15 protein-coding genes, 1 tRNA gene and 1 pseudogene are annotated in these 21,785 nt (G+C 56.2%); 1 reads left to right on the plus strand and 16 read right to left on the minus strand.

Annotated features, from left to right (window positions below):
• Positions 1 to 1,280 precede the first annotated feature (1,280 nt).
• The 16 genes and pseudogenes from AAC01S_RS14800 to AAC01S_RS14875 all read right to left on the minus strand — a co-directional run bounded on the left by AAC01S_RS14800 (position 1,281) and on the right by AAC01S_RS14875 (position 20,563).
• A tRNA-Leu gene (locus tag AAC01S_RS14800) sits at positions 1,281 to 1,365 on the minus strand.
• Positions 1,366 to 1,458: 93 nt separating this feature from the next.
• A complete protein-coding gene (locus AAC01S_RS14805; RefSeq protein ID WP_067624069.1) occupies positions 1,459 to 2,118 on the minus strand; it encodes a lytic transglycosylase domain-containing protein in 660 nt (219 codons plus the stop codon).
• Positions 2,067 to 2,699: a dephospho-CoA kinase gene (coaE, locus tag AAC01S_RS14810; protein ID WP_067624072.1), complete on the minus strand. Its 633-nt coding sequence runs from the start codon at positions 2,697 to 2,699 to the stop codon at positions 2,067 to 2,069. The genes AAC01S_RS14805 and coaE overlap by 52 nt, the downstream gene beginning before the upstream one ends.
• A complete protein-coding gene (mutM, locus tag AAC01S_RS14815; protein ID WP_067624075.1) occupies positions 2,696 to 3,580 on the minus strand; it encodes a bifunctional DNA-formamidopyrimidine glycosylase/DNA-(apurinic or apyrimidinic site) lyase in 885 nt (294 codons plus the stop codon). Before mutM ends, coaE begins: the two co-directional genes overlap by 4 nt.
• A gap of 21 nt (positions 3,581 to 3,601) precedes the next feature.
• Positions 3,602 to 6,253: a DNA polymerase I gene (polA, locus tag AAC01S_RS14820; protein WP_067624078.1), complete on the minus strand. Its 2,652-nt coding sequence runs from the start codon at positions 6,251 to 6,253 to the stop codon at positions 3,602 to 3,604.
• Positions 6,254 to 6,466: 213 nt separating this feature from the next.
• Positions 6,467 to 7,402 (minus strand): malate dehydrogenase, encoded by a 936-nt coding sequence (mdh, locus tag AAC01S_RS14825; protein ID WP_067624081.1) that lies wholly within the window; start codon positions 7,400 to 7,402, stop codon positions 6,467 to 6,469.
• Positions 7,403 to 7,417: 15 nt separating this feature from the next.
• A complete protein-coding gene (gene icd, locus AAC01S_RS14830) occupies positions 7,418 to 8,713 on the minus strand; it encodes an NADP-dependent isocitrate dehydrogenase (protein ID WP_067624083.1) in 1,296 nt (431 codons plus the stop codon).
• Positions 8,714 to 8,884: 171 nt separating this feature from the next.
• On the minus strand, positions 8,885 to 10,057 hold the full coding sequence (locus AAC01S_RS14835) for a sensor histidine kinase (protein ID WP_067624086.1): 1,173 nt from the start codon (positions 10,055 to 10,057) through the stop codon (positions 8,885 to 8,887).
• The gene (locus AAC01S_RS14840; protein ID WP_067624088.1) at positions 10,058 to 10,738 is read right to left on the minus strand and encodes a response regulator transcription factor; all 681 of its coding nucleotides are present in this window, start codon (positions 10,736 to 10,738) and stop codon (positions 10,058 to 10,060) included. It abuts the gene before it with no gap.
• A gap of 66 nt (positions 10,739 to 10,804) precedes the next feature.
• Positions 10,805 to 11,794, minus strand: a complete 990-nt coding sequence (gene trpS / locus AAC01S_RS14845; RefSeq protein WP_067624090.1) for a tryptophan--tRNA ligase — start codon at positions 11,792 to 11,794, stop codon at positions 10,805 to 10,807.
• Between the two features lie 521 nt (positions 11,795 to 12,315).
• Positions 12,316 to 13,731: pseudogene (gene pyk, locus AAC01S_RS14850) on the minus strand (pyruvate kinase); the annotation flags it as partial.
• 141 nt (positions 13,732 to 13,872) lie between these two features.
• A complete protein-coding gene (locus AAC01S_RS14855) occupies positions 13,873 to 14,832 on the minus strand; it encodes an acetyl-CoA carboxylase carboxyltransferase subunit alpha (protein WP_067624094.1) in 960 nt (319 codons plus the stop codon).
• The gene (gene accD / locus AAC01S_RS14860) at positions 14,822 to 15,712 is read right to left on the minus strand and encodes an acetyl-CoA carboxylase, carboxyltransferase subunit beta (RefSeq protein WP_067624098.1); all 891 of its coding nucleotides are present in this window, start codon (positions 15,710 to 15,712) and stop codon (positions 14,822 to 14,824) included. The genes AAC01S_RS14855 and accD overlap by 11 nt, the downstream gene beginning before the upstream one ends.
• Positions 15,713 to 15,852: 140 nt before the next feature.
• Positions 15,853 to 16,047, minus strand: a complete 195-nt coding sequence (locus AAC01S_RS14865) for a glutamate decarboxylase (RefSeq protein ID WP_067624102.1) — start codon at positions 16,045 to 16,047, stop codon at positions 15,853 to 15,855.
• A 192-nt stretch (positions 16,048 to 16,239) separates the two neighbouring features.
• Positions 16,240 to 19,248: a DNA polymerase III subunit alpha gene (gene dnaE, locus AAC01S_RS14870; protein ID WP_067624105.1), complete on the minus strand. Its 3,009-nt coding sequence runs from the start codon at positions 19,246 to 19,248 to the stop codon at positions 16,240 to 16,242.
• 7 nt (positions 19,249 to 19,255) lie between these two features.
• Entirely contained in the window at positions 19,256 to 20,563 is a 1,308-nt protein-coding gene (locus AAC01S_RS14875) for a DRTGG domain-containing protein (RefSeq protein WP_067624112.1), read from the minus strand.
• A 169-nt stretch (positions 20,564 to 20,732) separates the two neighbouring features.
• Here AAC01S_RS14875 and AAC01S_RS14880 point away from each other — a divergent pair, with 169 nt between their 5' ends.
• On the plus strand, positions 20,733 to 21,623 hold the full coding sequence (locus tag AAC01S_RS14880; protein ID WP_067624108.1) for a YitT family protein: 891 nt from the start codon (positions 20,733 to 20,735) through the stop codon (positions 21,621 to 21,623).
• The last annotated feature ends 162 nt before the right edge of the window (positions 21,624 to 21,785 follow it).

Raw genomic sequence — 21,785 nt, forward strand, 5'->3', positions numbered from 1 at the left:
CCGGGACGCATAACGGTCAAAAGTTCCCGTACGGTGGTGCGTTCCCGAACCTCGGCGCGCAAAGCGGCGCAACAGAGCACCACAGTGCGGCATATTTCCCGTAATATGATTTGGTTAGATCGCTTCTGCCACTCCTAGGAAAGCATCGTTCTTTATGCGAAGAAGATCATTTGGCTTCGAAGGACATTTGGCAGTGGAATAGGCACGGAGGATTTCCGCAGGTGAGATCGAGGAAATCAAAGGAGGCAGCTTTGGCCGCCCACTGACCTTTACGGTATGCGGTGTTGTATTTTACAAAATCGTGTTAAATCTCAACTGTTAATTGTACCTTCCTCATCTACACTTAAACCTATCGTCGAGCCAAAGAGCACTTCGATTTTGACATCTGCATGTGCCAAGATTTCAGGTTTTTCGTCAGACGAGAACGCATTTATCCATGAAAGAGATTTAACCTTGTACAGGGGCAGACTAGATTGGTTGAGCATCAAAGCAGAAACAGAACGCACCTCTTGCTACCCGCAACCTCATAGCGTTGTTCATATTAGCGACTTTGATGGACGAAGGATTATCATTTGTATCGACCCAAGGTCCGGTGTATTGGGCAGACTGAATGGATGTCCATAAACACTGTAAAATAATTTCTTTAGCCTGAGCGGGAATTGTGTGTTCGATACCACGCTAAGATTGCTAGGGCTGCTAGGACAGCTAAACATACCGACAAGTCAGTTCCGCGGAGTGAATGTTTTACTCACGATGATGCCTCCCCATGATACCTCCTCGTATCATAGTAGTTGAAGTTCTTCGTTGTAGATGTTCCGGCCGGTCTGGAACTGCTGGTTGCAGAATAAGTAATCTCATTTATTCGAAGAATCCGAAATATGTTTGCAGAACACGTTTGGGGAAATGAGTTTATTACATTCCGTTCACTAGGAATGATATCGCATGATGAAATGGGTGGCATCAGCGATTCTTTCACCAAGAATTGATGCCTTGGGGACGAATCACGAGCTTTGCGCCGAAAAATGAACGCCGCGAGTCGACAGATGCCAATGTTTGAGTCGGAGTTGGCTGGAGCGCGGGCATTTGACGCAAGTTTACCCCGAGAAAGTGACAATTGGACAAGCGACAATTCGAGAAAGCATGGTGTTACAAAGAAATACGCCCTCTCTTCGGACGGTGAAGAGAAAAGGCGTATTGTGCAATAGCTTGTCGACCGTGTCGACGTCCTGCATCACCTTCGATTCATGAGGTGACCGTCAGATTCGGAACAAGTTTGCTAGTGGTGTCGAGAGCGGGACTTGAACCCGCACGGGTTTCCCCACACGCCCCTCAAACGTGCGCGTCTGCCAATTCCGCCATCCCGACATGTCATGACGCCCGAGAGCGTCAACGCACTTGATTATATATCGGACAAGAGATGTGTGTCAACCTAAACCGAGTAGGTGCATGTACTTCCCATTATGAGTTGGTCTTCAGCTGCCAGGCGGGATCGTTGCCGTAAATTTTACGATACAAGGCGTAATTGTAAAATACCCGATCCACGAAGTGCCTCGTTTCGCCGACTGGGATTTGCGTGATGTCTAGCAGCCGGCCGTTCCAGACACCTTGGGCCAACCACGTGCTGACGCGGCGAGGGCCGGCGTTATAGGCGGCGATGGCGGCGGTTTGGTTGCCATGGAACTGATTGATGAGACTCTTCACATACCAACTGCCAATCAGGATGTTGTACTGTGGACTCGCGAGTGTCTTGGCGTCGCTTGGAAGCTTGTTCATCGCGGCGCCTGAGCCAGTCTTCTGTTCGCGGATGGTCTGGTTGATCCATTCGGCGGTCTGCGGCATCAGTTGCATGAGACCGACGGCGCCGGCGTGCGATACGTCGGTGGAGCGAAACTTGCTTTCGACGCGGATGATGCTGGCGATGAGCAGCGGATCGACCTGGGCGGAGGCCGACGCGCTTTGGATGTTGGCCTGGTAGTGAATTGGGTACATCATGCGCCAAAACGCGTTGGTCGAAATGATGACGAGGACGACAACCAGCAACACCGCGGCGAGAATGGACCGACGGTTTAGGATGACAAACTTGGGTCGATGTCGGCTTGATTGAGAATGGTTGTCCATATTCGCTCCACCTGCTTCCGCGTATTTTCCAGTGTCCCGTCGTTGTCGATCACGAACGTCGCCAATCGACGCTTTTCCTCGAGCGGCATCTGGGCGCGAATCCGCGCCAGCGCGGCCTTCTCGTCGATCCCGTCTCTCGCCATCACCCGCGCCAATTGCACATCCGGACTTGCGCTGACGACGATGGTCGATCCGACGAGATGCCTGGTGTCACCTTCGAACAACAGCGGCACGTCCCAGATGACCTTCTTGTCCCCTGCTTGTTTTACATACGCGCGAGTTTCGTCCAACATGCCTCTTCGCACGCGCGGATGGACGATTTGATTCAATGTTTGCCGGGCCTTATCGTCAGAAAAGACAATGGCGCCGAGCTTTTTTCGATTGAGCGTACCGTCTGGCAGCAAAACCTCGCGGCCGAACGCGTCGACGATTTCTGCGAGACCCTCCGTGCCTGGCTCGACCACTTTGCGCGCCCACACGTCGGCGTCGACGATGTACGCGCCGAGATCGCGAAACATCGACGAGACAGTGCTCTTGCCGGTACCAATGCCGCCAGTCAATCCGATGATGTGTTCCTTCATGGTGTAAATCCCTCCGACGATGCGGCCGCAGACATCGATTTGCTGCGGGTCTTTCTGCCGTTTCGCGGCTGGCAGTGTATACAGTAGTGTGTGCCGCGCCCACCGAGCTTGATCTTCTCGATCTCGCCGCCGCAGCCGAGACACGGTTCCCCGGCGCGCCCATACACGTTCAGTTGCATCTGGAACCCGCCGTGGCGGCCGTAGCCGTCGGCATAGGTGCGAATGGTCGATCCGCCGGCGTCGATGGCTCGCGTCAGCACTTCGCGGATGGATTGAAGCAGCCGTTCGCAATCCGTTTTGCGAAGCTTGTCCGCGCCTGTGAGCGGATGGATACCCGCGAGAAACAAGGCCTCGTCGACGTAGATATTGCCTAGGCCGGCGATCACGGTCTGATTTAGCAACACCGACTTGATGGGAGCCATCCGACGGTGGATTCGCGAGTACAGGTCCTGGAATGTGAGATTCGGATCAAACGGCTCCGGCCCAAGTGACACCAGCCCGGACGGCAGCGGTTCGCCTTCCGCCACCACATCCATCGTGCCAAACTGTCTGACGTCGCGATAGCGCAATTCCATACCGTTGGCGAGGCCAAACACAACATGCGTGTGCAAAGCTTTAGGTTCGTCCTCAGGCACGACGCGATATTGCCCCTCCATGCGAAGGTGCGATATCAGCGTGTATGGCTCGACGTCGAACAACAGGTACTTCCCGCGTCGACGAATGTCTTTGAACTGCCGGCCTTGAAGGCGCGAAACAAACGCGTCGACCGAAGGAAATCGGACGATGCGCGGCAGCCTGACATCGACACGAGTGATGGTTTGGCCGACGACGAGAGCGGAGAGCCCCCGTCGTACGGTCTCAACTTCTGGCAACTCAGGCAACGCTGTTCCTCCTCATCCCACTCACTTCGCGTCGTACCAAGTCGGGCCGTGTGCGATATCGACCTTCAAGGGCACATTGAGCGTCATCGCATTTTCCATCTTGTCGACGACCAACTGCGAAAGGCTCTCGAGTTCGTCTTTCGGGCACTCGAAAATGAGTTCGTCGTGCACTTGGAGAAGCATGCGTGCGTCGAGATCGGATTCGCGCAAGGCCCTGTCGATCCGGACCATAGCGACCTTGATGATGTCGGCAGCCGTGCCTTGAATCGGAGTGTTCATCGCTGTTCGTTCTGCGAATGATCGAAGGTGGAAGTTCCGGCTGTGAATATCGGGCAAATACCTCCGCCGATTCATCAACGTGGTTACGTAGCCTTTCGATTTCGCTTGCGCCACGATGTCCTCCATATATCGCTGCACACCGGGAAACTTGCGAAAATATTCTTCAATGAACCGCTTCGCCTCTTTTTGCGGAATGTTTAGATTCTGCGCGAGACCGAAGTCGCTGATGCCGTACACGATGCCAAAATTCACGGCCTTCGCCTGTCGGCGCATGAGGCTCGTCACTTGATCAAGGGGCACTTCAAACACGTCGCTCGCCGTCCGCGTATGGATGTCCATACCGCGACGGAACGCGTCAATCAACGCCTCGTCTCCAGAAAGATGCGCCAGGATTCGCAGCTCCACCTGCGAATAGTCGGCGGCGAAGATCACCCAATCTTCGTACGTGGGCTCGAATACCTGTCGAAGCTTGCGGCCTTCCTCCAGACGAATAGGGATATTTTGGAGATTGGGCTCACTGCTCGACAGGCGCCCTGTCGCGGTCAGTGCCTGATGAAAACGCGTATGGATGCGCCCTGTCTTCGGCTGAATCACCTTCAACAGACCGTCGACGTACGTGGACTGGAGTTTCGCCAGTTGCCGGTAGTCGAGAATCTTTGCGACCACTTCGTGATATGGCGCAAGCTTCTCCAATACGTCTGCGCTCGTCGAATAGCCGGATTTGGTTTTCTTGATGGCCGGCAGATTCAACTTGTCGAACAACACTTCTCCCAATTGCTTCGGAGAGTTCAAATTAAACTCAACGCCCGCCAAATCGTAGATCGTTTGTGTGAGTTCCGCGATCCGCTTCGTCAGATCCGCGCCAAACGCTCGCAGTTTTTCAGCGTTGACGTAGAACCCTGTGATTTCCATTTTGGCTAAGACGAATGCCAAGGGCAATTCTACGAAACGATAGAGATCATCCAATTCTTGAGCGATGAGCGCATTTTCCAATTGTTGGAACAAACTTGGTAGGCGGACTGCGATGTTGCAAAGCAACTGGTCGCGAGCCTCCGTCGCTTTGGCGATACTCGGGAGGCGCATATGCAATTCGCGATCGACAATTTCCTCCAGCTCGACCTCGCCATCCGTCGGATTCAATAAATACGCGGCCAGTTTCACATCGTCCCAAGCACCGTCGATCGAGATGCCGATGCCGTGAGCGTCCAAGGCAAACGCGAGCGACTTCAGGTCAAACACAACTTTGTTGTGGTCACTTTGGAGCCACGGGCGTATGTCGATCAGTTCGAGATCGTCGCCGAACTGAAGATAGTACGCTTGATGGCCTGAGCCAATCGCCACCCCAGCCAAATCCGCGTTGTGATAATCCGGAGATACGAAATCAAACATGCACCCTACCACGGAACCCAACTCGTCCCAGACTGTTTGCAGATCCGATGCTTTCTCGATCCGCTGGAACTTCACACTCTCCAAGGCTTCGGCATGCTCAGTGGTATCTGCAAGATCTGACGAAACACTCATTTCCTCGGAAATTTTGTCGATTAGAGAGTTGAATTCAAGCTCTCGGAATAACGCTGCGACAGACTTCGAGTCATACCCCGTATACGCGAGGTCTTCAATCGACACGTCCACTGGCACATCGCGCCTGATAGTCGCCAGACGCTTCGACAGAAGGGCGTCTTGCTTGTGCTCGCGCAATCGTTCGCGAAGTTTGGCACCCGACACTTCGTCGACGTGATCGAAAACGTCCTCCACCGTGGGATATGCAGACAACAACTTGATTGCCGTCTTCTCGCCCACGCCGGGCACGCCTGGAATGTTGTCCGATGAGTCGCCCATCAGTCCTTTTAAATCGATGATTTGCTCGGGTCGCAGACCGTACCGTTCCTCAATCGCCGCGACGTCGTAATAGTCCATTTCCGTCATACCGCGGCGTGTGAGCAAGGCGTGCACGTGGGTGGATACCAGTTGCAGAAGATCCTTGTCACCTGAGACAATCCGGGTCTGCCAAGCGCGTTCATCCGCCTGCTTCGACAATGTGCCAATGATATCATCCGCTTCGTACGATTCGATTTCGATGACCGGAATGGCAAAGGCGTCGAGAAGTTGTCTGGCAAGCGGGAATTGTTCGACGAGATCGTCCGGTGTCTTTTGCCGCGTGCCTTTGTATTCTGCGTAATATTCATGGCGAAACGTAGTCTTCGATTTGTCGAAGGCGACCGCGAGGTGTGTAGGCTGCTCATCTTTCAGCAAGCGAAGCAACATCAGTGCAAAACCATACACGGCGTTGGTGACGACGCCACGTTTGTTCGAGAGCGGCGGCAAAGCGAAAAAGGCTCTATACAGTACGCTGTTTCCGTCGATAAGGAGGAGTTTCTCCGGTTTGCTCGGCATAAGCCACCTCAAAATTTCATCCCAAGCGGTGCGCTCGGGGATCACTTTCTTTCATCTTATCACAAGAGTGCCCAATCTCGGTGGTGAACGGCTTGGCTTGCCCTGGATAACCAAGAAACAACCGTCGAAGGCGACGAGTTGCCACCTTCGACGGTTGAATGCTATGCATATGCAAACTGGCGACTGCCTATCGCAGGCTGTCCGAAATCCACCTTATTGCAATACCGCGACGACCTTGCGCACGGATTCTGCGGATTGATCCAACGCGGCCTTTTCCTCTGGCAAGAGTTCGAGTTCGACAATCTTCTCGATCCCGTTGCCACCCAGCACAGTTGGTACGCCGAGGAACAGATCCTGGTAGCCGAACTCGCCCTCAAGATACGCGATGGCGGGAATCAATCGACGCTTATCTTTGAGAATCGATTCTGCCATCTGCGTGAGCGACGCGGCTGGCGCATAGTACGCACTGCCATTGCCGAGCAGGCCGACGATCTCGCCGCCACCGGTCCGCGTGCGCTGGACAATCTCTTCGATGCGCTCCTTTGACAGGAACCGTTCCAGCGGAACGCCGCCGACGTTGGAGTAGCGCACGAGCGGCACCATGTCGTCGCCATGGACGCCAAGCACAAAACCATGCACATCTTCTACCGAAATCCCAAGTTCCTCCGCGACGAACGCGTTGAAACGCGCCGTATCCAGAACGCCAGCCTGGCCGATCACGCGATTCTTGGGAAAGCCGCTCGCTTTGTATGCGACATACGTCATCGCGTCCACCGGGTTCGACAGAACGATGATGATGGTATTCGGAGAGTGCTTGACAACTTGTTCAGTTACGGACTTCACAATGCCCGCATTGGTATTGACGAGATCGTCCCGACTCATGCCAGGTTTGCGGGCGATACCGGCCGTGATAATGACCAAATCCGAATTGGCTGTGTCTTCGTAGTTTGAGGTTCCTGTTACGCGAACGTCGCTGCCGACGACCGGCATTGCTTCAAGCATGTCTAAGGCCTTGCCCTTCGTCGGATTCTCCATCTGCGGTATGTCGAGCAGCACGACGTCGCCGAGTTCCTTCATGGCAATCATCAGCGCCGTGGTCGCACCCGTAAAGCCCGCACCGATGACTGAGATCTTCTTGCGATTGGACATAGGGAAGACTCCTTATCACATATTCTTGATGATCTGGTCCCCAAACTCTGAACACTTGACTTCGGTCGCGCCATCCATCAAACGCGCAAAATCGTACGTCACGATCTTTTGGGCGATGGCCTTCTCGATGGCCGTCGTGATCAAATCAGCCGCCTCTTGCCATCCGAGATATTCCAACATCATGACACCAGAGAGAATGACAGAGCCTGGGTTCACCTTGTCGAGACCAGCGTATTTTGGCGCTGTTCCGTGTGTCGCCTCGAATACCGCGTGGCCCGTTTCGTAGTTTATGTTAGCACCCGGCGCGATGCCTATGCCACCGACTTGGGCAGCGAGCGCGTCCGAAATGTAGTCGCCGTTGAGATTGAGCGTCGCGATGACATCGTATTCCGCAGGACGAGTCAAAATCTGCTGCAAGAATGCGTCCGCAATCACGTCTTTCACAATCAGCTTGCCCGCAGCTTCGGCTTCCGCCTGAGCTTTGTTGGCGGCGTCGAGCCCGTCGCTCTCCTTGATGCGATCATACGCTGCCCAAGTGAACGTCTGATCCGCAAACTCGCGCTCAGCCAGTTCGTAGCCCCAGTTCTTGAAAGCGCCTTCCGTGAACTTCATGATGTTGCCCTTGTGCACAAGCGTCACACTTTTGCGGCCATGTTGCAAAGCATACTGGATCGCGGCGCGCACCAAACGTTCGGTGCCCTCCCGGGATACTGGCTTGATGCCGATACCGGAAGTCTCTGGGAAGCGAATCTTTTTCACGCCCATTTCGTTCCGCAGGAAGTCGACGACCTTTCGGACTTCGGGCGTTCCTTCCTGCCACTCGACACCGGCATAGATGTCCTCCGAGTTTTCGCGGAAGATAACCATATCGACAAGTTCAGGATGCTTTACGGGCGACGGCACGCCATTGAAGTAGCGAACGGGGCGTTGGCAGACATACAAGTCCAGCTCTTGGCGAAGCGCGACGTTCAACGAACGAATGCCACCGCCAACCGGCGTCGTCAAAGGACCTTTGATAGCGACGATATACTCGGTAATCGCCGTCAAGGTGTCGGCCGGCAGCCACTCGTTGAACGTCTTGAACGCTTTCTCCCCGGCGTAAACCTCATACCATGCGATTTTGCGCTTTCCGCCATACGCCTTTTCGACTGCGGCGTCAAACACGCGCTGCGACGCTCGCCAGATGTCAGGACCTATTCCGTCTCCTTCAATAAAGGGAATAATGGGACAATCGGGGACGACGAGACGGCCGTCTCGCTGCGTGATGGGTTCTCCTGCGGCAGGCGCTGCATAGTGCTTGAAACTTGGCATGTGAGCCCTCCTCTTATGTAATTCAGTATCCCGCTGCGCGAATCTGAAAGACAGGAAGACGGATCGTCGGAGAAATAACGTGAAGGAGTGATCTAGTTCCGTCCCAAAATTTATGATAGCACACGCCCCCGGTCGTGCAAGCGCAATCATTTCATTCGACAAGTCCCGACACTACCAGGGAATTTTCAGCATGGGCACGCTCACTTCCACGCGAAACCGACTGCCGTCCTGTTCGATTCGGGTCCTTCCCCGCATCCTTTGAGCGAGTCGCTGCACAATTTGCAAGCCAATGCCCCGTTCAACAGGACGGTGTCGAACGAGGGAGCCGTCGCGATTGCTCTCGTTCTCGACAAGCAGCCGAACACGCTTGGTGTCACTCGTGAGCGACCACTTGGCCGTGGAGGGGCGAGCGGCGTGATCGATCACGTTTTTGAACAACGTGCTGACAAGCCGCTCCCACTCTCCGGCCGTCGTCTCCACGAACAGTCCATCGTCCGCCTGTCCCTGAAGATAAAGCCCGGATGACTCGGCCATATGCTCAAATCGCTGCGCCACTTCCTCGGTAATGTCGGAAACGGCGACCGGCTCCGTGGCACGATCCGAAAAACCAGTACGCAGCCGCGACAGGTAGAGCATGTCCGAGACGATTTGAGAAGCTCGATCCAACTCCCGCCGCACGTCCGTCGCAGTGTCGTCGTCGACTCCGCGGCTTGCCAACATCGCGCTAACGGTCGCCAGCGGCGTCTGCAACTCGTGCGACAACTCCATGACCGATTCACTGTATGCAGTCCACGCCCGATACGTGGGCTGAACGAGCCTTCGGGCAAGCAGGAGATTGCCGACGACGGCGAGGATGAATCCACTGCTGCCGAGCATCCACATGACGCGCAGCGTGTGATCCAGCATGGACTCTTCCTCGGTGATCAAGGTGTACATGTAGATGATAGACTTGTTGGACGTACCTGGCGCCGCCAGAAACGTGTATAGCCGATATGGCTCTCCATCGTAGGTAAATGTTTCGAAATGATTCAGTGAACCCATGCCTCGAATCTGGGACAACGGTACGGGACTATGCGGGGAGTGCGCGATGGGCGTGACGGCCGGAGCGTAATAATAAATGCTGTCACCGCGGCTGTCACGGATGGGAATGCCCGTCCCGTCAAACAGGTTTTCCGCTTGAACCGCCGTTCGGACGAATGGTACGACTTCCTGCATGGCTTCCTCGCCGTCGCGCACAAGATCCAAGCGCAACTGCCGATACACCGCCATTCCGAGCAACACCAACAACATCGCCGTGCTCACAATCAACAGAAGCGCCACTGTGACATACATGCGTCGAAACATTTACGGTTCCTCCGGTTGCAGTACATACCCGCGCCCACGTACGGTGACAATGGCATTCTTCCATCCTATGTTGGCGCATTTTTTGCGTAGAAAGTACACGTACGTGTCGAGCGCGCTGTCCGCCACTTCAGCATCGGGCCCCCATACTTTGGCAATCAACTGATCCCGTGTCAGCAATTGGTGGCGGTGGCGGAACAGCGCTTCCATCAACGCGAATTCCTTGCTCGTGAGTTCCAGCGTCTTGCTCTGATATTCGAGCGTGCGCGTGCGCGTGCGCAATGTGACTCTGCCGTACGACACCGACTCTTCTGGAGCAAGCGCAGGCACGCGCCTAACCAGGGCACCGACCCGTGCGAGCAGTTCCTCCGGGTGAAATGGCTTGCCCAGATAATCGTCCGCACCTTGATTCAGACCGCGGACGCGATCTTGCGGCTCATTTTTCACGGTCAACATGAGCACGGGGGTCGTGCACCCCGCCTCTCTCAGCTCGGCCAAAGCTTCGATGCCGTCTCCGTCCGGAAGCATGTAGTCGAGCACGATGCAGTCGTAAGCCATGCTGATACCGTGTTCGACCGCGTCGAACATCGTATCCACTGCGTCAACAATGTATGCGTTCTGCTCGAACAGCGCGACCAATTCCCGCTGCAATTGCAACTCGTCTTCCACGATCAGCAATCGCACGGCTGCGACCTCCCTGCTTTACATGCTTCTCGACTATAAACTGCTCCGCTATAACCTTCTCGACTACTACGCCAAGACAAAGCCAAGTTTCGATTTGACATCCGCCAGCGTGCCCGCGCACATCTCTCGCGCCTTCTGGGCGCCCTTGCGCAAGACCTCGTCGACTTCACTCGATCCGATCAACTCACGGTAGCGCTGCTGGATTGGCGAGAGTCCATCTACCACGACTTCCGCGAGCTCCTTTTTAAACGGACCATAACCCTGTCCCGCGAAGTGCTTCTCGACCTGCTCCATCGTCATGTCCGTAAACATTCCGTAGATGGTCATGAGGTTGCTGACGGCAGGTTTCGCATCGGGATCGTAACGGACTTCGCGATCCGAATCGGTCACGGCGCGACTGATTTTTTTGCGAATCACGTCGGGTTCATCCAACATCGCGATGTAGGCGCCTGCGCTTTCATCGCTTTTGCTCATCTTCTTCTCTGGGTTCTCCAGACTCATGATTCGGCCGCCAAACTTCGGAATATACGGTTCTGGCACCACAAACGTCTGGCCGAACCGGTTGTTGAAACGCTCCGCGATATCTCGCGTCAACTCGAGGTGCTGCTTCTGGTCTTCCCCAACCGGCACAAGTCCAGTCTGATACAGCAGAATGTCAGCGGCCATGAGCGCCGGATACGTGAACAAACCGGCAGTGACAACCTCTTTCTGCGCCGATTTGTCTTTGAACTGCGTCATGCGGCCGAGTTCTCCGTAATACGCGATGCACTGCAAGATCCATCCCAGTTCCGCGTGAGCCGTTACGTGCGACTGAATGAACACCGTGGCTTTATCGGGATCGATCCCGGCGGCAATATACAGCGCGGCGAGATTTCGCGAATTCTCGCGAAGCGCTTCCGGTTCCTGCGGTACCGTGATGGCGTGGAGATCCACGACGCAGAACAGGCAGTCGGCCTCGTGTTGGAGCCGGACGAAATTCTTCATCGCGCCGAGATAGTTGCCAATCGTCAAATTGCCCGAAGGCTGGATGCCTGAAAATACACGTGTCATCATCATTCTCCTTCTTCCTCAAAAATGGGTCAAATTTCAACATCCTTGCATCCCCCGACGAGGCACAAGGTGCCGCAGCGAACCGCGAGGTTCCCGCAGTCGCTGTCGCAGAACCACGAGAACGCAAAAAAGCGGAATTCTTCCATCCTCTGGGACGAAGAATTCCGCGGTGCCACCCATATTCAGCGAACCCTCTCGGATACCAAGAAGACCACTGCACTCTAGCTAGCCTGATAACGTCGGCCGTACGAGCCACCCTCCGACTTGGGACTTGTTCGGCCCAGTCTTCGAATAGCTAGCTCCCAGGGCCCATCTTCAACCGTCACTCGGGTTGGGTTCCACCATCGCCAACTCTCTGCGGCGTTCCCTCGTATTCACGAGGCACGCGGTTTCCGAATGAACGTCTACTTTTCCCTGTTCAACGCTCTGCATATCCAGTTCAAACTTGCCCTGATTATATGCAACCTATGGTACGACTGCAACAACCGCAGCATCCCCAGCATCCGCGATGGATGAGCGCGGGATCACACGGTGTGAATCTTGAGGAAGTTGCTCGTTCCCGCTGTTCCTGCGGGAATGCCGCCCGTAATGACGACCCTGTCGCCCGCCTTGACATAGCCTGACGCCAAAGCGCCTTGGACGGAAGCGGCCAACAGTTCGTCGGTGGTCGAAGCGATGTCTTCGACGACGACCGGATGCACCCCCCAGTATACCGTAAGGCGGCGTGCGACGTGATCGTATGGGGTGACCGCGATCACATTGGTCATCGGGCGATGCTTCGACACTGCGCGAGCGGTGTGCCCGGACGTCGTGGCCGTGATGATGCCGACGGCATCGAGATCCGTCGAGAGCGTCTTGACGGCGTGTCCGAGTGAATCCGATACCGACGGGGTCAATTCGGTGCGGTGACGATACGCAACCTCGTCCCGTTTCAGCGCCGCTTCAGCACGTTCCGCGATCTGCGCCATCGTGCGGACAGATTCAAGTGGATAGCGGCCCGCGGCGGTTTCTCCGCTGAGCATGATGGCGTCTGTGCCGTCGAAAATCGCGTTGGCGACGTCGCTCGCTTCAGCGCGTGTCGGGCGCGGATTCCGTTGCATCGAATCGAGCATTTGCGTGGCCGTGATCACCGGCTTGCCATACTTGTTGCAGAGCGAGATGATTCGCTTTTGCGCAAGCGGGACTTCTTCGGTCGGAATCTCGACGCCCAAATCACCGCGAGCAACCATCATGCCGTCAGACACTTCGGCGATTTCCTCGAGCCGATCCATGCCTTCTTGCGTTTCGATTTTTGAGATGATGTCGGCGTGATAGTTGTGCTCGTCCAGAATCCGACGAACTTCCAATACATCGGCGGATTTCCGAACGAAGGACGCCGCAATCATGTCGACTCCCTGCTGGATGCCGAACACGATGTCGTTGTGATCTTTCTCCGTGACGCCGGGAATACGCAGCGTGACACCTGGCACGTTGATTCCCTTGTTGTCCTTCAAGGTGCCGCCGTTGGTCACGCGGCAGCGAATGTCGTGCCCTTTCACTTCAATGACTTCGAGTCCAATCAGACCATCGTCGATACGGATTGGAGCACCCGGATACACGTCTTCGACGAGTCCTTCATAGGAAATCCAGACGCGTTCTTTCGTGCCCAATTCAACCGGATCGATGGTCAAGACGATTTCGTCGCCATCCTCCAGTTCGACCTGTCCATTTTCAATCTTGCCCGTACGAATCTTCGGCCCTTTGATATCGAGCATGATGCCGACGTGTTTGCCGACCTTCGCCGAAGCCTCGCGAATGCGACGGATCCGCTCCGCATGTTCCTCGTAGGTGCCATGCGAAAAATTCAACCGTGCGACATCCAATCCGGCCTCGATCAACTTCGTCAACATCTCGATGGATTCACTCGCAGGACCTATTGTTGCAACGATCTTTGTTTTTCTCATTGTAGAAACCCTCTCTTTTGCGAGGTTGTCCAACAGTGTCGCTTGGGGGACGACGCCTAAAACCTCAACGTTGTTCATAGACCTTTGCGGAATGCTCAACAAAGGAAGAAGCGGAATGTCCACGCTTTGGTGGACACCGCTTCACTGCCGTTCAACGTATTCTCCCATATCCCTGTACTTATGGTATCGCTCGGCCAAGAGTTCATCAATAGGCTTTTTCGAAAGTTCGTGTAAAGATTCTACGACTTTTTTGCGAATGACACGCACCATCGCCGCAGGATCTTTTTGGGCTCCGCCTCTTGGTTCCTCGATGACCTCGTCCACAATGCCCAGTTCGTACAGATCCGGGCCGGTCAATTTCATCGATTCCGCAGCCTTCGCCGCAAGTTTGCTGTCCTTCCACAGAATCGCTGCCGCAGACTCCGGCGCAATCACGGAATACCACGCGTAATCGAGCATGTAAATTCGATCCGTGATCCCCAATCCAAGCGCTCCGCCGCTTCCGCCTTCGCCCGTGACGAACGAGATGGTAGGCACGCGCAATCCCGCCATCTCCAGCAAGTTTTCCGCAATCGCGACACTCTGTCCGCGCTCTTCCGCAGACATGCCCGCGTAGGCGCCTGGCGTGTCGATGAAGAAGACGACGGGACGGCCAAATTTCTCCGCTTGCCGCATCAAGCGCAAGGCCTTTCTGTATCCCTCCGGATTCGCCATGCCAAAGTTCCGGCGAATATTCTCCTTCGTATCGCGGCCCTTCTGATGACCGATGACCGTGATTGGATTGCCATCGACAAGCCCAATGCCGCCGACGATGGTGGGATCGTCCCAATAATGGCGATCCCCGTGCAACTCGATAAACTCGTCACACAATCCCTTGATATAGTCCAACGTCGTTGGGCGGCCAATTTGCCGGGCGATTTGGACGCGTTGCCAGGCCGTCAAATTGTTGTATGTGGACTCTGTCAATTCTTCCAAGCGATCTTCGAGCTTTTTCAGCTCGGCTTGCAAATCCAAGCCGTTCTTCTCCATGAACGACTTGAGTTCGACAATCTTGGCCTGCAGCTCGGCAATCGGCTTTTCGAAATCCAGTTCAGTCGGCATGGGTCCACCCCCGTCTGGCATGGATTCGAAGGATTACACCGAGTGCGTCGCGCATTTGCTTGCGGTGAACGACTTTATCGATCATGCCATGTTTCAGATTGAATTCGGCCGTCTGGAAATCATCTGGCAAGGTCTGCCGAATCGTCTGTTCCACGACACGACGACCCGCAAAACCGAACATTGCTCCTGGTTCCGCGACAATAATATCGCCTAAGCTGGCGAAACTCGCGCTCACGCCGCCCGTAGTCGGGTGTGTGATGACGGAGACAAAGAGCGTGCCGTGATCGTGCATTTTTCGCAATGCCACACTCGTCTTCGCCATTTGCATCAGCGAGATGATAGCTTCCTGCATGCGGGCGCCGCCGGACGCGGCAAACAGGACAAGCGGTTCATTCACCTCGCAGGCATACTCCATCGCCCGCGTTAGTTTCTCGCCTACCGCAGAACCCATACTTCCCATGATAAAACCGGGATCCATGACGCCAATGACGACCGGCAAGCCGTCGATGGTGCCTTTGCCCGTGACACAGCCCTCAACCAATCCAGTCGCCGCTTGCGCTTTCGCCAACTTTTCTTCGTAACCTGGAAAACCAAGCGGATTGCTTGAAGAGATATTTGCGTCAAATTCGACGAACGATCCTTCGTCCAGCGTCAAGTCGACCCGGGTTCGAGCGTCAATGCGAAAATGGTAATTACATTCCGGACACGTGTGGAGATGCTTCTGCAACTCCTTCGCCATCAGGAGATTGCCACATGCGTCGCACTTCTGCACAAGCCCTTTTGGGACGTCCCGTTCCACAACCTCGTTCGTCCTGGCCGCTTCGGACGTCGATCCCAAGGTGGCATACTGCCGCCGCCTGTTGAACAAATCCTTTAACACTGTTCCACCTCATCACATACCCTCTCAGGCCCGCCCGCCTACTCGACGAGCGGTGCCAAACGGTAAGCCTGAGTTCCTTTGCGGGGATGGCCAACATCCACTCGGTTCTTGGCCGTCCCACCTGTGTTCAGGAACAACGCTCACAACGAAGAGTGCAGAATGTCCTTGAGAACCTCCTGCCCCTCATCAAGTTCTGTTTCGGGAATCAGAATCTCAAATTGCTCTTTTGCGCCTTTTGCTTGCCTCACCTTGACTAGGAAGCCTTCGTCAGTCAACTTGCCCTGGATCTGATCAGCTTGACGGGCTGTAGGCGCTATATAGATGACTGTCCACATCTTCTTCGCTCCTAGCAATCAAATGAGAATCTTGCACGCATTATAGCATACCAGCCAACCGAGTTCGATGAAACGATGGCCGCCAAGTGTCCCAACCCTACGATGTTACGACGAGATCGACAAAAGTATGTCCTGCGGGACAACTGTCACAGCGCAGCAGTGTTCACCGCCGAGACGGTCCCGCGATTAGTTTCATGTCGACGATTTCACTTTGACATTGCCGATTCCAACAATATCTTCCAGCATCGTGATCAGTTCCGGTGTCAACGTGACACGCCATTTGTCGCTCAGAAGCCGGGTCTTCCGAGCAGCTTCATCGTGCAAGGCGACGGGGACGTCACCCGTGTTCATCGCGAGCACTTCCTGGACGCGGGTCAACATCTCTTTGCCTGAATCTTTCGCTCGTCTGTAGCGCACGTAGAGCACACTGGACCGCGATCCGACACCCGCCTCCGAAACCGAATTCCTCCGGCTGGGCCCATCGAGGGACAAGCCCAGGCCGAGGCCTTCGAATTGCTTGGCCTCCTCGGCTTGTCTCATCGTCTCTTCGAACATCTGGTATTTCGCTGAAGGCGCAGACGCGTCCGGAAAGAAGACGTCGAACGCACCTGCCTCAAGCAGGCCCTCCATGGCTTTACGGTTGACCACGCGGCTGTTCACGCGCACGGCGAAATCGCGCAGCGAGGAGAACGGTTTCTCCCGGCGCGTAGAAAGGATGTTCTCCACCGCGGCCTCGCCAACGTTGCGAACCGCCAACAGGCCAGTTCGGATCGATCCATCCTCCTCGACCGCGTAGCCGCGCCCACTGGCGACGACACACGGCGGACGCACCAGGATACGGTGTCGTTTGGCATCCTCGGTGTAACTCTTCACTTTGTCTGGCGATCCCATGTCCATCGTCAATAACGCTGCGAGAAAATCGGGCAAATAGTGCGCCCGCAGGTAGGCGGTTCGGTAGCTGAGCACGGCATAGGCCGCCGCGTGGGATCGATTGAAGCCGTAGTCGGCGAACCGCACAATCAAATCGTACACTTCGTTGGCCGTGTCCGCGTCGTAACCGCACGCCAAGGCGCCTTCCACGAACCGGGTTCGCTCTTCATCCAGCACTTCCCGCTTCTTTTTGCTCACCGCCCGCCGGAGCAAATCTGCTTGTCCCAGCGTGAAGCCCGCCATCAGGCTCGCAATCTGCATGATTTGCTCCTGGTACACGATCACGCCGTACGTGTCCTTGAGAATCGGCTCCAGCGCGGCGTGCGGATAGCGCACCGGCACCTTGCCGTGTTTCGCATCGCAAAACGCAGGGATATTCTCCATCGGCCCCGGGCGATTCAGCGCGTTCACCGCGACAATATCGTCGAGCGTCGTCGGGCGAAGCTGCTTGAGCACCCGGCGCATCCCCGGCGAGTCCAGCTGAAATACGCCGCCAGTCTCGGCGCGCGCCAACATCTCGTACGTCGCCTTGTCATCGACGGGAATCCGCCGCCAGTCGATCACGCTGCCCGTTCGCTCTTTCACGCTCCTGACGCAGTGATCGATCAGCGTGAGCGTCTTCAGCCCCAAGAAGTCCATCTTCACGAGCCCGAGCGCTTCGACATCGTCCATCGCGTACTGTGTGATGGGCGTCCCGTCGGCGCCGACGTCGAGCGGCACACAATCGGCCAGATCGTCCGGCGCGATCACGACGCCCGCCGCGTGGATCGACGTGTGATGCGGCAATCCTTCAAGCTGCAGCGCCGTCTCGAACAGCCTCTGCGCAGCAGAGTCATTCGCGACGAGGTTGGCCAGCGCGGCCACCTCCGCCTTGGCGGAAGACAAGGTCGTCCCTGGCTGCCCAGGAATCAGCTTCGCCAGTTGATCGACCAGTCGAGGCTCCGCCTGCAGCATCCTCCCGGCTTCACGCAATGCCGCGCGAGCGGCCAAGGTCCCAAAGGTGCCGATTTGCGCCACGCGCTCCTTCCCATACTTCTCGACGACGTACGCGATCACTTCCCCGCGCCGCTCGTACTCAAAATCCGTATCGATGTCGGGAAGCGACACGCGTGCAGGGTTCAGGAAGCGTTCGAACAGCAGGCGGTTCGCGACCGGATCGACGTCCGTGATCCGCAGGGCGTACGCAACCAGACTGCCTGCCGCGGAACCCCGGCCAGGGCCCGTCGAAATGCCCTGTTGATGGGCAAATCGGATAAAGTCCGCGACAACCAAAAAGTAATCGGCGTACCCCATTTCGCAAATCACGTCGAGTTCGTAGGCCAGCCTCCTCTCGATCTCGTCCGTCCATCGCGCGTATCTGGACTTCGCCCCAGCCATCGCGGCGTCTCGCAACACGGCGTCCGCCGGCCTGCCGTCCTTGGTCTCATACTTCGGCATACGCACCTGATGCAGAGGCACCTTCGCCTGGCACTGCTCGGCAATGACGAGCGTATTGTCCGCCGCGCTTGGCAAACTCGCGAACCGCTTGCGCATTTCCTCCGCGGAGACCAAACCGTAACTGTCATTGGGCCATCGTTCTTGCGCGTCGGAGTATGTCAGTTGCGCATACAGCCGATGCAATTCAGCGGCTTCCGGCCCACGGTAACGCACGTCGTTGGTCGCGGCGAGCGGTATGCCGAGATCGTTTGCAGCCCGCAGGAGGCCGGGCAATCCTTGACGTTCCAACGGATGCCTGTGGTCCTGCACGTCTACGTAGATTTGCCCCGGGCGACACACCGCAAGCAATCGTTGACAGGACGCCATCGCGGCTTCCGTTTCGCCAACCGCAAACTGTTCGAGCAAGTGGGACTCTCCGCCGCCGAACAGACAAATCACGTGCTGCGCGTGTTGGGCGAGATCGTCCAACGTCAAATAGGGAACGTGCCCCTTCGCCTTGCACGCGGAAACGAGCCGCGTGAGCGCGCGGTAACCGTCGTCGCCCTTGCCGAGAAGAACGACCGGATCGAGCCGCTTGCGCCACTCTTCGCGCGTGACTGGCCGCTTGCCGTCTTCCGTGTGCAGCACGGAACATTGAACACCGAGAATAGGCTGAAGGTTTCGCTCTTTGGCGAGACGGTAAAAGCCGATGGCCCCATACATGGAGTCGATATCGGTCAGCGCGACAGCGCGCATCTCGTGCGCAACCGCCGCTTCGACCAATTCTTCGATACGCAGCACGCTCTCGCGGAACGAGTATGCGCTATGGACGTGGAGATGGACAAAATTCGACACGAACGATTCACCTCTCAATCCATTGGGCCGTCAGCAACGCTTTGGCGAACGTGTCGGACTTGTCGCGAACGACAACCTCCACCTTGGCGTAGCGCCGTCCGTAGTCCAGCACCTGTGCATGCGCGTCGATCACGGTGTCGACCGACGCAGGCTTCAGCATGTACAACGTCATGTTCTCGACGACCATATCCACGTGCCGAACGCGGCGCAGACACACACGGGCAGCTTCCTGAATGATGGTCGTCAAAGCCCCGGTCGCAAGCGTGCCGCCGCTGGTGGTCATCTGCGGCGTGACCTGGCCGCGCAAGGTCACTTGATTCTCCCCTGACCAGATCTGTTGAAAATCCCGGACAACCACATCTTCGACCGTTTCACCGACCTGTGGTTGCCTGCTCATGATCTGCAGCGCGCGGATGACATCCTGGCGAGTCAGCACACCAATCAAGTCGCGATTTCGGACGACCGGCATCATTTCAATGCCTTCGAATGCCATTCGGTGCGACGCGGAAGCGATGGTGGTCTTTGGCGTTACCGTGACCGGCTGCCGCGTCATGAAGGTGGCAATGGCGCCAGACGGATCCGCCTCGGCGACGTCCCTCGGACTTAAAATACCGACGAGACGACCGTCTTCGTCCACCACCGGCACACGCGTATGGCCTGTTTGTTCGACCAGGTGATAATAATCGCGAACGGAATCGGTTGGATGCAGCGTCACCAGATTTTGTGTTGGCATGACATCTTCCACGTACAAAATATCTTTCTTGATCATCCGATCGTAGAGCGCTCGGTTGATCAACGCGGCGGTCGTGAATGTATCGTAAGAACAGGAGATAAGCGGAAGCTGATAATCGTTCGCCAGCCGTTCCACCGTGGAGGACGCGGTGAAACCACCGGTAATCAGCACGGCAGCGCCGCTCTTCAACGACATGCGCTGGACGTGTTCCCGGTTGCCGACGATCATCAAACTTCCAGGATTCAGATATCTGCTGATATACTCCGTCTCCATCGCGCCGATCACGAAGCGCCCCAAGGTCTTGTGCAGCCCGTCGCGCCCGCCAAGCACTGTGCCTTCCACGATCCTCGCAACTTCAGCGAACGTCAACCGTTCGATTTGCGCCTTTTGCTTGCGTTCGATGCGCACCGTGCCAATTCTATCGACAGTCGACACAAGTCCTTCCACTTCCGCTTCCTTGATGGCGCGATAAGCCGTCCCTTCGGAAACGCCAAGCACCCGGGCAATTTTTCGCACAGAAATCTGCGCACCGAGCGGAAGAGATTCAATATAGCTGAGAATTTGTTGGTGTTTTGTCGCCACAGTTGCCTCCGCCAATCGTCGATAGAGTGGACCACCGGTTCGCCGAACAGCCTTTTCGAACAACCTCTTCTACACATATATTACCCGACCTACCACACATCGATCACTACGAAGCAGTGTAGAATGGCAGTTGGACACGTTTATACCGCTTCCCAAGGAGGTGTGCGGCATGGATCGATTTCTCGGGATCAAGCGAACGTTTGGACTGAAAGGCCAGTCCCACCCTGTTTTGGACTGGGCTTGGCGCATCGCGATCGTCATCTTTTCAGACTTGATTGGCTCTATCTCCGTGAACAACTTTCTCACCCCGGCGCACATTCTGGCCGGCGGAGTGACAGGCGTAGCGCAGATCATTCATCACTATGTTCACTTTCTCGGCGTCGGCACCTTGTTCTTCGTCTTCAATATCCCGCTGTTTTTGATAGGCTACCGCCGCCTTGGCAAGCGGTTCATCGCGCTGACCGGACTGGCTATCGTCGGGTTCTCCGCAATCACGGACGCCGTCACCATTCACTTCGCAACGCCGAAAGACCCACTCTTGATGGGGCTGTACGGAGGCGTGCTCGCGGGCCTTTCATCAGGTCTCGTGATTCGCGCCGGAGGGTCGATGGGCGGCACAGACATCCTGAGTCTGGTCCTGCATCGGATCACGGGGCGCAGCGTCGGATCGACAGGCTTCATTATGAACGCGATTGTCGTCTTGCTATCGATGTTCATTTTCGGCATCCCAGCTGGACTCTACACGCTCGTGAGCATGTTCGCCACGTCGCGTGTCGTGTCCTCGTTGATGCACTTCCAGCAGCGCAAGACCGCGCTGATTGTCACCGACAAGCCGCACGAAGTCAGTCAACTCATCGGTGAAAGACTCACCCGGGGAAGCACCATCATCCGCGCCTCCGGCGCGTACACGAAGGCGGAGCGCAGCGTGCTCCTCTGCGTGCTGACCCACCTGGAACTCAGCGACTTGCGAGCATTGGTCTACTCCGTCGACGAAAACGCGTTTATCACAGTCTTGGACACCACCGAAGTCATGGGACGTTTTCGGCAACCCACACCCTAGCCGCGGCGGAAGGCGGGGGCGAGGCGTGTGGGGGCCAGGGCGGCGTAGCGGTCAAAAGTTCCCTTATGGCGACGAGAGCGACCACGCTCGCGGCCGGCCAAGGCCACGTAGCGGTCAAAAGTTCCCTTATGGCGACGAGAGCGATCACGCTCGCGGCCGGCC

The sequence above is a fragment of the Alicyclobacillus acidiphilus NBRC 100859 genome, assembly GCF_001544355.1.
GTDB classification, from domain to species: Bacteria; Bacillota; Bacilli; order Alicyclobacillales; family Alicyclobacillaceae; genus Alicyclobacillus; species Alicyclobacillus acidiphilus.

Bases quoted from the DNA above. Each gene is read 5' to 3' on its own strand.
- polA (WP_067624078.1), bottom strand. From the start codon at position 6,253: ATGCCGAGCAAACCGGAGAAACTCCTCCTTATCGACGGAAACAGCGTA.
- AAC01S_RS14805 (WP_067624069.1), bottom strand. From the start codon at position 2,118: ATGGACAACCATTCTCAATCAAGCCGACATCGACCCAAGTTTGTCATC.
- AAC01S_RS14855 (WP_067624094.1), bottom strand. From the start codon at position 14,832: ATGCCGACTGAACTGGATTTCGAAAAGCCGATTGCCGAGCTGCAGGCC.
- coaE (WP_067624072.1), bottom strand. From the start codon at position 2,699: ATGAAGGAACACATCATCGGATTGACTGGCGGCATTGGTACCGGCAAG.
- mdh (WP_067624081.1), bottom strand. From the start codon at position 7,402: ATGTCCAATCGCAAGAAGATCTCAGTCATCGGTGCGGGCTTTACGGGT.
- AAC01S_RS14880 (WP_067624108.1), top strand. From the start codon at position 20,733: ATGGATCGATTTCTCGGGATCAAGCGAACGTTTGGACTGAAAGGCCAG.
- AAC01S_RS14835 (WP_067624086.1), bottom strand. From the start codon at position 10,057: ATGTTTCGACGCATGTATGTCACAGTGGCGCTTCTGTTGATTGTGAGC.
- AAC01S_RS14865 (WP_067624102.1), bottom strand. From the start codon at position 16,047: ATGTGGACAGTCATCTATATAGCGCCTACAGCCCGTCAAGCTGATCAG.
- trpS (WP_067624090.1), bottom strand. From the start codon at position 11,794: ATGATGATGACACGTGTATTTTCAGGCATCCAGCCTTCGGGCAATTTG.
- icd (WP_067624083.1), bottom strand. From the start codon at position 8,713: ATGCCAAGTTTCAAGCACTATGCAGCGCCTGCCGCAGGAGAACCCATC.